The organism is Streptomyces alanosinicus (assembly GCF_014650595.1).
GTDB classification, from domain to species: Bacteria; Actinomycetota; Actinomycetes; order Streptomycetales; family Streptomycetaceae; genus Streptomyces; species Streptomyces alanosinicus.
In genome coordinates, this window is the sequence record NZ_BMVG01000026.1 from 38,476 (window position 1) to 51,979 (window position 13,504).

At 68.5% G+C, this 13,504-nt stretch carries 12 protein-coding genes, 2 pseudogenes and 2 CRISPR repeat arrays; of the genes and pseudogenes, 10 read left to right on the forward strand and 4 right to left on the reverse strand.

Annotated features, from left to right (window positions below; all coding sequences use genetic code 11):
- Positions 1–313 precede the first annotated feature (313 nt).
- From IE277_RS50150 to IE277_RS33825, 6 genes and pseudogenes are all read left to right on the forward strand, one after another.
- Positions 314–532 (forward strand): annotated as a pseudogene (locus IE277_RS50150) (hypothetical protein); the annotation flags it as partial.
- The gene (locus tag IE277_RS33810; protein WP_189957552.1) at positions 529–798 is read left to right on the forward strand and encodes a hypothetical protein; all 270 of its coding nucleotides are present in this window, start codon (positions 529–531) and stop codon (positions 796–798) included. The pseudogene IE277_RS50150 and the gene IE277_RS33810, both read left to right, overlap by 4 nt.
- Positions 799–1,130: 332 nt before the next feature.
- Positions 1,131–3,565: a CRISPR direct-repeat array (repeat unit 37 nt; unit sequence GTTGCGATCCTCGGCCGTCCCGGAAGACGACCGCCAT).
- 131 nt (positions 3,566–3,696) lie between these two features.
- Complete coding sequence (locus IE277_RS49750) at positions 3,697–4,083, forward strand: mycothiol-dependent nitroreductase Rv2466c family protein (protein WP_373310949.1); 387 nt, start codon at positions 3,697–3,699, stop codon at positions 4,081–4,083.
- Positions 4,084–4,373: 290 nt separating this feature from the next.
- The gene (locus IE277_RS33815) at positions 4,374–4,631 is read left to right on the forward strand and encodes a hypothetical protein (RefSeq protein WP_229882158.1); all 258 of its coding nucleotides are present in this window, start codon (positions 4,374–4,376) and stop codon (positions 4,629–4,631) included.
- Positions 4,628–4,999, forward strand: coding sequence for a fic family toxin-antitoxin system, toxin component (locus tag IE277_RS33820; protein WP_189957553.1), 372 nt, complete (start codon positions 4,628–4,630; stop codon positions 4,997–4,999). Before IE277_RS33815 ends, IE277_RS33820 begins: the two co-directional genes overlap by 4 nt.
- A gap of 118 nt (positions 5,000–5,117) precedes the next feature.
- Positions 5,118–5,666: direct repeats of the CRISPR family, unit length 37 nt; unit sequence GTTGCGATCCTCGGCCGTCCCGGAAGACGACCGCCAT.
- 1,608 nt (positions 5,667–7,274) lie between these two features.
- Positions 7,275–7,697 carry a transposase family protein gene (locus IE277_RS33825; RefSeq protein WP_189957554.1) on the forward strand — a complete coding sequence of 141 codons (423 nt, stop codon included), beginning with the start codon at positions 7,275–7,277 and terminating at the stop codon, positions 7,695–7,697.
- Between the two features lie 255 nt (positions 7,698–7,952).
- On the opposite strand, the gene IE277_RS47870 is transcribed toward IE277_RS33825, so the two are convergent.
- From IE277_RS47870 to IE277_RS33840, 3 genes are all read right to left on the reverse strand, one after another.
- Positions 7,953–8,474, reverse strand: a complete 522-nt coding sequence (locus IE277_RS47870; protein ID WP_229882159.1) for a helix-turn-helix domain-containing protein — start codon at positions 8,472–8,474, stop codon at positions 7,953–7,955.
- A 44-nt stretch (positions 8,475–8,518) separates the two neighbouring features.
- Positions 8,519–9,052 (reverse strand): GNAT family N-acetyltransferase, encoded by a 534-nt coding sequence (locus tag IE277_RS33835; protein WP_229882160.1) that lies wholly within the window; start codon positions 9,050–9,052, stop codon positions 8,519–8,521.
- Between the two features lie 174 nt (positions 9,053–9,226).
- Positions 9,227–9,874, reverse strand: coding sequence for a glutamate ligase domain-containing protein (locus IE277_RS33840; RefSeq protein WP_189957555.1), 648 nt, complete (start codon positions 9,872–9,874; stop codon positions 9,227–9,229).
- Between the two features lie 169 nt (positions 9,875–10,043).
- Here IE277_RS33840 and IE277_RS33845 point away from each other — a divergent pair, with 169 nt between their 5' ends.
- The 4 genes and pseudogenes from IE277_RS33845 (at position 10,044) to IE277_RS48980 (ending at position 12,032) form a co-directional block, all read left to right on the forward strand.
- A complete protein-coding gene (locus IE277_RS33845) occupies positions 10,044–10,271 on the forward strand; it encodes a hypothetical protein (RefSeq protein ID WP_189957556.1) in 228 nt (75 codons plus the stop codon).
- 111 nt (positions 10,272–10,382) lie between these two features.
- The gene (locus IE277_RS33850; RefSeq protein ID WP_189957557.1) at positions 10,383–11,015 is read left to right on the forward strand and encodes an HNH endonuclease family protein; all 633 of its coding nucleotides are present in this window, start codon (positions 10,383–10,385) and stop codon (positions 11,013–11,015) included.
- A gap of 239 nt (positions 11,016–11,254) precedes the next feature.
- Positions 11,255–11,587 (forward strand): annotated as a pseudogene (locus tag IE277_RS48975) (trypsin-like serine protease); the annotation flags it as partial.
- Complete coding sequence (locus IE277_RS48980; protein ID WP_268252686.1) at positions 11,577–12,032, forward strand: trypsin-like serine protease; 456 nt, start codon at positions 11,577–11,579, stop codon at positions 12,030–12,032. The pseudogene IE277_RS48975 and the gene IE277_RS48980, both read left to right, overlap by 11 nt.
- Positions 12,033–12,289: 257 nt before the next feature.
- Here IE277_RS48980 and IE277_RS33865 read toward each other — a convergent pair whose 3' ends face one another.
- Complete coding sequence (locus IE277_RS33865) at positions 12,290–13,453, reverse strand: terpene synthase family protein (protein ID WP_189957560.1); 1,164 nt, start codon at positions 13,451–13,453, stop codon at positions 12,290–12,292.
- Between the last annotated feature and the right edge of the window lie 51 nt (positions 13,454–13,504).

The following is a 13,504-nucleotide window of genomic DNA, read 5'->3' on the forward strand; positions in this document are numbered from 1 at the left end:
TCGATCTGTATGCCGGACTTTCAGTCCCGTCAGTCCCGCGATTATGCGGATAGCATGTCTGACCTGCTGTTCTCGCTATCTGTTCACCTGCCCTCGTGGCCACTTGCGTACCCTGTCCGGGACCTACGGGACTGACGGGACCGAAACTTCGCCATATGTCGGTAGGGAATCGGTGATGGCCGTGCCACTACATGCCCGAGCACGTCGCGCGTGACCTCGCCTACCGGCCGGCCCGGGCCCACCGCGAGGCGATCGTCACCGAGGGCATCCCCGACCCGTCGGCGTTCGCTGCCCGCACTGCCACGCGCAGCCCGACCAGCCGTGCCAGAGCGGATACCGGCGCAACGGTAAGGGCTGCCGCGCTCTGTCCGGCGTTCACCCCTCTCGCATCGAGGCCCTGATCGCCCAACTCGACCCCACCGACGACGAGCAGGCCAAGGCCGAGCAAGTCCACCTCGCTCGCCTCAAGTGCCAGCCGCCCGCACCGCGCGAGACCCGCGCCCGCCACACCTCGGGAGGAAACCGCCGATGACTCCCGCAGTCGCACGCGCAGTGATCGCCGCCCACCTGACCGATGCCCTCGACGTACACCCCCACGTCGCCACGCTCACCGCGGCCGAGCTGCTCGACCGCCTCGCCATCGAGGGATGGGAGATCAACACCACCCGGCACGCGCGAGCGGTCGCGCCTCGCGCGCGGGAGACCCGCGGCGCTCGGCGCCTCGTCGCTCGCCTGCTTTCCCGGCGCGTACTTCGCGTTCGTCGTCTTGCGCACGAAGAACCGAGGGCCGCCCGATGACCGCTGACCACGTCACCACGCCGGCTCGACCCGGGCCTGCTGTGCCGGCACCCGACGGGCTGCCGCGGCGCCTGCCCGCTCGACCTCGGCTCCGTCCTGGTCGAGTCAGGTCGGGCGGGGGAGGCCGCCAGGTGGAGAGCTGGACCGGCTGTGGTGGGAGCGGTGTCGGGAAGCGGCGTGACTCGCACAGCCAGCCGCTGGGCAGCCGGTCACCAGCTGACGGCGAGAGGCCCCGTCGGCTGCTTCCATGCAAGTGGCCGACGGGGCTAATGACGGCGAACAGAAGACGACCGCCATCTCATCTTCGAGTGGCTCGGCAGGTTCGAGCCGGAGTTGCGATCCCCGGCCGTCCCGGAAGACGATCGCCATTCGGGCAGCGACTGGGCGACGGTCTGGTATCCGAGGTTGCGATCCTCGGCCGTCCCGGAAGACAACCGCCATTCTCCCTCCGCCCGATCGGTGTCCGCCTGCTTCTCACGTTGCGATCCTCGGCCGTCTCGGAAGACGACCGCCATCTGCACCAGCGCGGCCATCGCCGCGGGCCCGGAGTCGTTGCGATCCTCGGCCGTCTCGGAAGACGACCGCCATGTTCGCGCTCTCCACGATCCGCAGCACGGCCAGAGCGTTGCGATCCTCGGCCGTCCCGGAAGACGACCGCCATGACCGGCTCGGGCTGCTGCTGATGGTGCTGTCCTCGTTGCGATCCTCGGCCGTCCCGGAAGACGACCGCCATGTGGTGCTCGTGCCGTGGTCGACAGGACCGGGCACGGTTGCGATCCTCGGCCGTCCCGGAAGACGACCGCCATCACCGGGTTCACTGGCACGGGCACGGGTGGTGTGGCGTTGCGATCCTCGGCCGTCTCGGAAGACGACCGCCATCCTCCGGCATCGACGTGATGCGGCGCAGCTCTGCGTTGCGATCCCCGGCCGTCCCGGAAGACGACCGCCATGTCTGCCTGGTCGTCGTGCTGGTCCTGGTCACGCGTTGCGATCCTCGGCCGTCCCGGAAGACAACCGCCATGGGCGTCGGCAGGGTTGGCGCGGTCGTCCCACCCGAAGTTGCGATCCCCGGCGGTCTCGGAAGACGACCGCCATCAGGGCGTAGTCTCACCTGCACCACCAGTACAAAGTGTTGCGATCCTCGGCCGTCTCGGAAGACGACCGCCATCGGCGGGGGTGCGCGAGCGGCCCGCGACGCAGTGGAGGTTGCGATCCTCGGCCGTCTCGGAAGACGACCGCCATGACTGGGTCTGGCCGCTGCACGTCGCGCTGCGGGAGTTGCGATCCTCGGCCGTCTCGGAAGACGACCGCCATCCGGTCACGTAGACGCTGCGCATCACCAGCACGGCGTTGCGATCCTCGGCCGTCTCGGAAGACGACCGCCATGGGGTAGCTCGTCGCCACCGAGTCCCAGCCGTCGATGTTGCGATCCTCGGCCGTCCCGGAAGACGACCGCCATCACCGGCCCTGCCTGGCCATGCACCCAGCTATCAGGGTTGCGATCCTCGGCCGTCCCGGAAGACGACCGCCATCACCTCCGCGCGGTCGTCCGAGGCGAGGACGTCGAAGTTGCGATCCTCGACCGTCCCGGAAGACGACCGCCATCCAGCAGATCCGCGTCGTGGAGGAGACCGACGCCTGGTTGCGATCCTCGGCCGTCCCGGAAGACGACCGCCATTGCAGTCCGGTGCCGACAAGATGACCAACCCGCCGTTGCGATCCTCGGCCGTCCCGGAAGACGACCGCCATCTGGGCAATGCGGTGCTGCCACACGGCGTTCTGGACGTTGCGATCCTCGGCCGTCCCGGAAGACGACCGCCATTGCTAGGGGGCCTCCCACAGCGAGTCCACCTTGACAGTTGCGATCCTCGGCCGTCCCGGAAGACGACCGCCATCACACAGCGCCCGACCTGGGTCACGAGGGTCTACCGGTTGCGATCCTCGGCCGTCCCGGAAGACAACCGCCATTGGTCGTGTGCTCGACCAGTAGCGCGCCGCCATCGAGTTGCGATCCTCGGCCGTCCCGGAAGACGACCGCCATCCTCATGCACCCGTTTTCCGAGTGGCACGGCGAATGGTTGCGATCCTCGGCCGTCCCGGAAGACGACCGCCATGGCCACACCCGCGCTGACGGTGGTCGCGGTGCCGGGGTTGCGATCCTCGGCCGTCCCGGAAGACGACCGCCATGCCCTCGCGATCGGGGGTGTCTCGTGGCGCTGAGGTTGCGATCCTCGGCCGTCCCGGAAGACGACCGCCATTCCGGCCCGGCATCGGCAGCGGACGCACCCGCGAGGTTGCGATCCTCGGCCGTCCCGGAAGACGACCGCCATTAGTCCAGGACGTTGCGCGACATCGCGCTCAGGTCGTTGCGATCCTCGGCCGTCCCGGAAGACGACCGCCATCTCCACGTTCCGCCCGGCCCGGTGGGCGAATCCGCGTTGCGATCCTCGGCCGTCCCGGAAGACGACCGCCATGCGCACAGCATGACGGCGAGGCCGACGAACAGCGGGGTTGCGATCCTCGGCCGTCCCGGAAGACGACCGCCATCCGCGGACCTGATCGAGCATGCCGCGCCCGTACGGCGTTGCGATCCTCGGCCGTCCCGGAAGACGACCGCCATGCGCGATCCCCCGAGCCTGCGCGAAGGCGATCAGCGCGTTGCGATCCTCGGCCGTCCCGGAAGACGACCGCCATCCCGAAGGCCCTGCGGGAGGACACCGAGGGCTTCGTGTTGCGATCCTCGGCCGTCCCGGAAGACGACCGCCATTGCTGACTGACCAGCCAGGTCACTGTAGTTGATGCTTCTTGGAAAGCCGTTGAGGTAAGAAAAATAGGGCAAATAGGTTGTTCGGCTTCGGTGCGGTTCGCGTGTTGCGTGTGCACTTGAGGTTCCGAAGCATGCTCGCGGACGTGGCGAACGCACAGGAGCGTAGTCGCAGATGTCGGCTGTCTCGCCACGTTTCTGCTTGTACGGGTCTGTTGCCGTTGGTGGCGCGTACGTTTCCGGTCCGCGGCGTTCAAGAAGAGATTGTGCTCGGTCCTGGGGGCGGCTATATCGCAGGAACGGCCCCGTCCGGCCCCGCGCTCCGGCAGGCCCCCCGCGGCGACGCCGCCGGCCAGCTCTGGGACGGGCTGGTCATGGTCGCCGCAACGGACGGGTCCTTCGAGCTCAAGCGAAGCCGGGACAGCAAAAGCCCACACCGCGGCCGACTCGGCAGGAAGACGAACAACGAAACCCGAGCCCCGACCTGCGCACCTCGGCCCCGCGGGCCGCTTCGGCCGTGAACCCGGGTCAGCCAGCGTGATGTGCTCGGGCCGCGACGGTGACGTCCTGTGCAGCCGCCAGCCCCTGCCAACCCGCAGTGTGTGCGCCCATCACCGCGTCCAGGAGCTTGCCGGGAGGGTGGCCTGATAAGCAGATGCCCGAACGCAGCGGCTTTGATCTTGCCCAGTCTTCACTGCAAGGCGTGGCCCGTGGTGCATTCCGCATGCCGCGCAGCATCACCAGCGCGCCTTGCATGCTGCGCGACGCGAGCCGCCCCGCCAACCTGCTACCACCCTGCTACCCTACAAGTGTGACTTCCACGAAGAAGCAGACACAGGTCAGGCTGGAAGGGGACGTGCTGGAGGCCGGAAAGGCGGCCGCGCGTGCCCGCCGACTGGACTTCAACAAGTACGTGGAGCGGCTCATCATCGAGGACACCACGGGAGCCCGCGCCGCCGGCATGGCGGCCGCCCAGCGGTTCATCGATGAGCACGGCGCGTTCCTCGACGATCTGGAACAGCAACTCGACACCCCGTACGACCAGCGGCAGCCGGGCGCCGCCGCGTGATCCTTCACGTCGACGAATCCTGGATCCTCGAAGTGGCGGAACGGGCCGGCCGCCGCGACCCGGCCGCAGACGATTACGGCGTGCCCATCGCCGCCGTCGCCCGCCACCGCGGCGAACTCTTCGACACACCCGTCTACGACGGCGCCTACGCCCGCGCCGCCGCTCTCGTACACACGCTGGGCCGCTGCCGCTGGCTGGAACGCTCCAACCTCACCGTCGCCTGTGCCGTCGCGGTCATGTATCTCGAGGCCAGCAACATCCCGGTCAGCCCCACCCGTGAGCAGCTCACCGCGCTCGCCCACGAGCTGAACGATCCGCGCTGCAGCGCGGCCCGGATCGCTTCTTTCCTGCAGACCTGGAAACCCTGAGCACCTGCTGTGCCCCTCGCAAGGGACGAAGAGGCCCCGGAGCCCCCGCCTGCCGACCACTGTCCCGAAAGACGACTGCCATCTGTATGAAGGTGGCCACCGCTCCGTTGTGCTGACGGTTGCGATCCCCGGCCGTCCCGGAAGACGACCGCCATACGGACAGCAGCTGGACGTCGGCGTCAGCGCTCTCGCCGTTGCGATCCTCGGCCGTCCCGGAAGACGACCACCATGATCGCGCCGGCCTCGGTCACCCGGTCGGGCAGACAGTTGCAATCCTCGGCCGTCCCCGAAGACGACCGCCATGAGTGGACGCTGCGCGAGTCCGGCCTCGGTGCGCCGTTGCGATCCTCGGCCGTCCCGGAAGACGACCGCCATTCGGCGAGGTGGTGGCCTTCGTCCTCGAGCTTGACAACGTTGCGATCCTCGGCCGTCCCGGAAGACGACCGCCATCTCGAGGAGCTGGTCGGCGCCGGGCTCGTCGAGAAGTTGCGATCCTCGGCCGTCCCGGAAGACGACCGCCATGGCGACCGGCCTGGTCGAACAGCGCGGTGCGGGAAAGTTGCGATCCTCGGCCGTCCCGGAAGACGACCGCCATAGGATCTGCTCACGGGTGAGGACCTGGCGCGGGTGGTTGCGATCCTCGGCCGTCCCGGAAGACGACCGCCATAGGGTGGCGGTCGCCCCCCGGGGCGACCGAGGATCGCAACACCTCTCCATCGCGGAGAACATCTTCCTCGGCAACGTGGCGGTCGCCCCCCGGGGCGACCGAGGATCGCAACTTGGCCGCCGCCCGCGCGGCCGCGCACCAGGAGATGTGGCGGTCGCCCCCCGGGGCGACCGAGGATCGCAACGCGAAGATCCAGGGCGTGAAGACCGCCGAACTCGAAGTGGCGGTCGCCCCCCGGGGCGACCGAGGATCGCAACTGCAACGAGTACAAGGACAAAGCCAAGCCGTCGCACGGTGGCGGTCGCCCCCCCCGGGGCGACCGAGGATCGCAACTGAGGGTGTGTGTCCGGAGTGACCCGAGCCGGGTCGGGTGGCGGTCGCCCCCCGGGGCGACCGAGGATCGCAACCACTCTTCCGGGGACGCATGAGACAGGGAGTGCGGGCGTGGCGGTCGCCCCCCGGGGCGACCGAGGATCGCAACCGTGCTCGACACTCGGAACGGTACGCCGATCGGGGTGGCGGTCGCCCCCCGGGGCGACCGAGGATCGCAACGCCGCCATGGTCGAGCACTGGACACCCCGGGACTGGTGGCGGTCGCCCCCCCCGGGGCGACCGAGGATCGCAACAACCCGCGCTTGACCGGGTCGACGTCGACCACGACGGGTGGCGGTTGCCCCCGGGGCGACCGAGGATCGCAACCAGCAACAGGACGCCGAGGTTGGACATGGCGCTCGTGTGGCGGTTGCCCCCCCGGGGCGACCGAGGATCGCAACTCCAGCTCCTTGTACGCCGCGCGAACGGTCTCGTGGTGTGGCGGTTGCCCCCCGGGGCGACCGAGGATCGCAACGAGTTGGTGCAGCGGATCGACCGCGAGGCCGACCGCGTGGCGGTTGCCCCCCCCCCCCGGGGCGACCGAGGATCGCAACCCTCGTGTCAGCTGGCGGCGTTGCGGCGCAGCCAGCGTGGCGGTTCCCCCAGGGCGACCGAGGATCGCAACGTCGCAGATCATCGGCAGGTTGGCGAGGAGGATCCTGGTGGCGGTTGCCCTCCGGAGCAGGTCCGCGTCAACTGCGACGCCCAGGGACGGCGCTACGCCCAGATGCAGCAGCGTCCCCGCCGCCTCCCCGGCCTCTCCGCCCTGATTCGCGGCGACGACCCGCCCCTCCTCGTGACGGGCGACCTGGCGATCACCATGGCCCCCGTCGCGTCCCGTCAACCGCGCCAGACCCCCGGCATCGTCACCAGCGACCAAAGAGGCGGCCGCTCATGACCTCACCGAAGCCGCCGTAACGGACCCGGACCACGGAAGCGGTCATCACGATCGTGCTGGCCGGACTCGTGGTCCTTGCCTCGGCGTCGCGCTGCGACCCGGAGCAAGTCCTCGTGGAAACGGGCCGCATCCGCCCCTACGCAGCACCACCGCCCCGCTCCGGCATCACCGCCCATTCCTTTGGTACAGGCTGGGATCATGAGCCGCTGCCCGTCGTCTGGTGGGGCAGTACGGCGCCGACGGGCCGGGATTTAGCCAGTGATGGCGCTTCCTGAATTCGGTTCAGGCAAGATTTTCGTGATGAGTGACGTAGCGTCATATTCCTTGCATCGTCATGTATGTGTGACGAGCTTCTGGACATAGTGTTCCCGCATCTGAAGTTGGTACAGGTGGAGCGGGTGTTCGTGGAGGGTGGCACGGTGCATGTCACCTCGCGTACTCCGGAAGGCCGGGTGGTGGTCTGCCCGGACTGCAGGACTTCCGCACGCCGAGTGCATAGCCGCTACCAAAGGCATCTCGCCGATACCGCCGTCGCCGGGCGGCCGGTGGTCATCGACCTGTCGGTGCGCCGGCTGTTCTGTGACCAACGTGCCTGCTCGCGCTGCACGTTCGTCGAGCAGGTCGACGGCCTGACCATCCGATACCAACGCCGCACCCGCCGCTGCACAGCCTCTTGGTGGCGCTTGCCCTGGCCTTGGCAGGCCGGGCCGGAGCCCGTGTCGCCGCGGTCCTCCCGGTGGCGGTCAGCCGTGTCACGCTGATCAGCCTGCTGATGGCCCTGCCCGATCCGGCAGCCACCAGAGCCACGTCCAGTCCGAGGGGGCTGGGCGTGCCATGAGGATTGCTCGCCCGCGCCATCCGAACCGTCAATGGCGGAATCACCCGCCCCAACCCCGAACCCATCACCACCGCGGCCACCCCTCCGACCGCCAAAAACCGCCCCGCTTCCACCAGGGCAGCACTACAAGGAGATCAACGCAGGCGTGGTCGTCAGACTTCACTCCACCGAGTGAAGATCACCAACAGCATCCGGAACTGCGGACAGAGCCAAATCCGTGACCGCCCACACGGCTGGGCCGGTGAGCCTGGGGCCGGCGTACCTGGGTCTCGGTGCCGTCGATGCGCAGCTCGATGTTCTCGGCTGCCGCGTAGGCGAACAGGTCCTCCAGGGTGTGGATCCGGATGCCGGGGCGGTCGGGGACAGTGAAGCCGCGGGCCTCGAGCAGGGGCCGTATCTCCCGTACCGCCGCCGAGACAGTGGAGCGGTCCACCCCGTACAGCTCCGCCAACGCGGCGTGCGGCAGCTGGTGACGCAGGCAGATCAGGGTGACCAGCAGCCGGTCGGTGAACACCAGTTTCACCTTCAGTCCCGCCCTGGCCAGGCGCTTCCGAACACCCCCACGCCGCTCGGCCCGGTCCGACTCCCGCGCAGCCTCCCAGCGTGGCGCCAACTCGACAACCAGCTCGGCGAAGTGTTGGCGGGAGATCCCGGTGAAGGCAGGATGGGACAGGGCGGCACGATTCAGGGCGGACGTCACATCTCCCGATCATGCCGCCCGCCTCTGACATTGCGTCAGCCCGCTCAGAAACTGTGCGATACGAGCTTCAGCTGCAGTCGGACGTAGTCATGGTCCAGCGGTCCTGGACGGCGCGCTCCGTCCGGCCGCCACCCGTTTCGGGCGTAGAAGCGCTGCGCACGGGTGTTGGACGCCCAGCACTCCAGCACCCCCTCGGTGCAGCCGGCGGCCGCGGCCAGCGCAACGAACTCCCGGTGCAGGGCCCCACCCACCCCGCGCCCCCAGGCGTGCGCCAGTACCCCGATCTGGTACAGCTCGTAGTACGTCGAGGCGTCCAGGTCTTCGTGGTGCGGTGGCCCGGCAGTGAGCAGCCCGACCACCGTCCCGTCCGAGTCTTCCGCGACCAGCGTGGCGCGCGCCGACGCGGCCAGCACCCGCGCCCAGGCGTCGCGCCGTTCTCCCCAAGCACTCGGGTCGGCGAGCTCCTCCTCGGGCATGCCGCCCGCGGTGTAGTACGCGGTCCGGGTCCGGGTGTGCACGTCGGCAAGGACGTCGGCGTCCTCGGCACTCGCCTCACGCAACCGGAAACCTTGATCCATGCCCCTCTGGACGCCTGTACCCACCCGACTGGTTCCCCCACAGGCCGCCATCGGCAGCCAGGCATGACTCGCGATGGAGGACGCGCCATCGCGCCAGCAAGATCCATCAGAGGATATGACTCAGCTCAATTGCCCCCAAGGTCGTAAGTCTTCGGCCCGACCGCTGACCGCTGTCTAGCGGTCGCCGGCCATGGTGTCGGGCTGGGCCAGCCGTTCGGCGGTGTGCTCCAGCCCGACGCTGTGGGAGCCCTTCACCAGGACGATGTCCCCTGGCTCGGTCAGGTCGCGGGCCACGGTCAGGGCGTGGTCCCGGTCGCGGGCGCTGACCACCTTCAGGCTCGGGTTGTTCTCCTGGGCGGCGTCGGCCATCGCCTGAGCGTCGGCGCCGCCGACCGTGATCAGCACGTCCACGCCGGAGGCGGCGACGAGGCGGCCGACCTGCCGGTGCCCGTCGGTGCCGTCGGCGCCGAGCTCCTTCATCTCTCCCAGGACCGCGATGGTCCGCCGCCCGCTGTTCATGGCTTCCAGGGCGGTGAGCGCTGCCTTCATCGAATCGGGGTTCGCGTTGAACGCGTCGTTGATGACCCGTACGTGGTCGGGCCGGTCGGTGACCTCCGTGCGTCCGGACGCCACCAGCACCGCGCGGGAGAGCGCGTCCGTGGTCTTGTCCACATCGGCGCCCAGCCCGATGGCGACGGACGCCGCGGCCAGCGCGTTGGACACGTGGTGCGCGCCGTGAAGGTTCAGGCTGACCCGTGCGTCGCGGCCGGCGGCGACGAGAGTGAAGGAGGCCCGGCCGGCCGGGTCGAGCGTCACGTCCATCGCCCGTACGTCGGCGTCCTGCGTGGTGCCGAACGTCAGGACCTGGGCGCGGGTGCGGTAACGGGGGGGGCCATGCCGGCCACCAGCGGGTCGTCGGCGTTGAGGATGGCCAGCCCCTTGGCGGGGAGGGCTTCGACGAGTTCGCCCTTGGCCAGCCTCCGCCGTCGGCATGCACAAGGCTCTCGCCAAGACCGTCGCAGCCGCCGTCGGGGTGGCGGTCCTGCCCACCGTCACCCTCCCCACCTGCGACGGCGACGTGAGCACGACGCAGACGATCACCAGCACGATCACGTTCCCGCTGATCCTCAAGCCCCTCTCCGTCGGGCGAGAAGCGGCACTGCACGGACCTCGCTCTTCGGCTCGCCAGGCTCGACCCGGGGGCGTGCCCAGGGAGTGAAAGGGCTGTGTGGGAGTTGTTCGTATCCGGTCGACGCGCGTAGCGCACGATGCTGGCGTTGCGGTTTCCTCATACACGCATCTCCAACCCCCCACAATCTTTGGAGAGTTCATGCGCCGCGCCTTCTACGGCCTGCCCGCCGCCGCCCTGCTCCTGATCGGCATCGCTGCTGCTCCGGCTCTGGCTGATCCTCCCGCTCCGCCGTCGTCGGCGACCGCCCGCGGGGAACTGTCGGCGCTGAAGGTGGCCGCGCCGCATTCGATGAACGGTTACGCCCGCGACAAGTTCGACATCTGGGCCACCCAGTCGGACGGCTGCACCACCCGCCAGGACGTGCTGGCCCGTGACGGCAAGAACGTCCAGGACAAGCCCGACCACTGCCAGCCGGCATCCGGGTCCTGGTACTCCGTCTACGACGACACCACGGTCACCGATGTCGCCAAGGCCACCATCGACCACATGGTCCCCCTGGCCGAGGCCTGGCGCTCCGGCGCCGACACCTGGACCGCCGATCAGCGCAAGGCCTTCGGCAACGACCTCAAAGACCCGCAGCTGCTGATCGCGTCGGAGTCGTCGAACTCGGCGAAGGGCGACAGTGGGCCGGCCGACTGGAAGCCCACGAACCGCTCGTTCTGGTGTACGTATGCCGAGGACTACACGCACGTGAAGTCGGTGTGGAAGCTGACGACCACGGACAAGGAGAAGTCGGCACTGTCGTCGATGCTGGACGGCTGCAAGAACTGACCGGAGTCCTGGCCGCTCAGAACCCATCTTTGAACCTCTGATGATCTCGCTCCTACGCCTCGCTGGAGGGCGTGGTGCGCATCGGGCCCTCCAGGCAGTGGGGTCTCAGCGGTAAGGCAGAGGGTTTTGCGGAGAGCTTTCCGGTGCTCCACGCGCTGTGGTGGCGCGCCTTTCGGGTGTGGGACGGCTGGCGGATTCTGCCCAGTACCGGGCTGGCCGGAGTTTCCCCTCTTACGGCCATGGGGCCGTACTCCGGCCTGGCAGGGGGTGGGCGTGGTGCCGAGTACGGAGAAGGTCGGCAATGTCAGCGGGCGGCCCCCTGGGCAGTTCAGCTCCGGACCTTCGCCTTCGATGCGAAGGGGCACTGCGGTGGCAGCCTTATCAGGCCAAACGTCGTGGTCACCGCGGCACACTGCATGATCGACCAGGGCAGGCCTTACGCCCCACATCAGGTCTTCGTCCTCTTCGGAGACAACAAGGGCCCTCGGCAACGCGTGGTGACGGCGAGGCGAGTGGACGTCAACCCGCACTTCGACGAGGCGACGGTGGACAACGACATCGCTGTCGTCGAGATCCCCCCGCTACAGATGGAGAAGGGGGTCGTGGAGACGATCCCGCTCTACGACGGTCGCCTTCCGGCTCACCGTCTCCGGCTGGGGCGCGACGAAGCCCGGCTCCTCCGACCTGTCGGACAGGCTGATGGCTGCTGACGTCTACGTCGGCCAGCCCAAGGCTTGCGACCGCGTCAAGCACGATTATCGGTCCGCCAACGGCCCGGTCATCTGCACCGAGAACTCCTACCATCCGGGCGCCGACGCCTGCCAAGGTGACAGCGGCGGGCCCTTGACCATCGAGAAGGGCGGCCGCCGGTACCTGGCCGGGATCCTCTCCTACGGCGCCAACCCCGAGGGCAACCCAACCTGCGCTCTGCCGGACGGCTTTGGCATCTACACCCACGCCCACCAGTACGCCGACTGGCTCCGCGACGTCGTGGGTACCGTGCCCAGCGGCTCGTAGGGAGCGCCGGGTCGGAGCCCGGCCCGTCGGGGACGCCCCCTGACCGTTCCTTCGCCCTGCAGTCCGCTGATGAGGTGGCGGACTGCGGGGCGAATCGGTCACGGCGACCGATTCGTTCTGGGCACTCCGCTTCCTGGACTACGCGGCGCCGCATTGCCGCCTGGGCAACAACCAGCATCGGCTCGTCGGCGGCCATCAGAGCAGTTCAAAGACGGGTTCTCAGACCTTCGGGTCGGAGGAGGTGGGGATGACGCCGTTCAGGAGAGGGCGTCATACCGTTCCTGGCTGGTAGCGGGGTACAGGCGCTGTGCTTTGGGGGGTGGGGGGAACTCTGTGAGGTCGGGATGCAGGACGATGGTGCCTGAGCGAGCGCCGTTCCAGCGGAATCCTCGGCCGTGGTAGCGCTGCGCGCTGAGGCTTTGGTGGTAGGTGCCTGAAGCGGTGTGCTGATACGTGCGCAGCAGCAGCATCAGGTCGTCGGATGTGCCGAGGTCGCTCCGGCTGATCTCGTCGAGGATCTCGACGCTCTGCTGCTGTGCGGCGATCATGCGAGAGGCTGTCCAGTCCACGGCTTCTTGAAGGGAGATGCCGTAGACCCGGCGAAGGAAGCAGATGGTGCTGTCGTGCTGGTCGGCGAAGCATTCGGCGCGGAAGCTGAAGAGATCATTGAGCAGGAACCAGAGTTCGTAGATGGTGACGAGGAACCGTCGGACCGGTTCAGCGGTCCGCTCGTGTTCCGTGACCTCTATGCCCAGTGTGTATTCGATGAGCCTGGCGAAGGTCGGGCAGGCACTGTCCACCGCGCGGTTGGGGATGAACGCCTCGATCGAGTCGTCACGATGGGCTGTCTGGTCGAGATCGAGCTTGGCTCCGCGCTGCTGCCAGCTGCCGAGGACGTCGATGAGCCAGCTGGCACGGCTCGGAGCGACGCGTCCGATCATGGTGTGGAAGATCTCGCGGACGACATCGCCGGGCCAAAGGTCGTCGTCCTTGCGGGCGCCGGTCGCCAGAGCCCAGATCTCCTCGACCCTGGCGTGCAGACGGGTTGTCCTCTCCCGTTCTCCTGTAGACAGATCCCATCTGATCCGGGTGAATTCATCGTCAAGGCCGAACCACCAGACGCTCAGCTTGCACAAGTCCAGCAGCCGTTCGGGCAGGCCCTTGGGGATGGACTCGCAGACATACGGTCCAGTGCCCGCGCCGATCAGGTCGGTGGCCAGGGCGGTATCGCCCCGGCACAGCCGGTGCACAGTCCATTCGTTGCACGCCCGGGTGATCTCCAGCCAGTCGGGGTGCGGCTCCACTGCGAACGGGTCGGGGATTTCCGGAAGGCGAACAGACGTTCCCCGACGCAGGCCAGGGCAGGCCTGAAGGCCACGTGGCTGCGGGAGAGAGCCCTTGTGGACGGTCGAGTGCTTCATCGTGTCCTCGCGATGGCAGTGAACACAGTGGTGTGGTTGATCGGGAGCGAT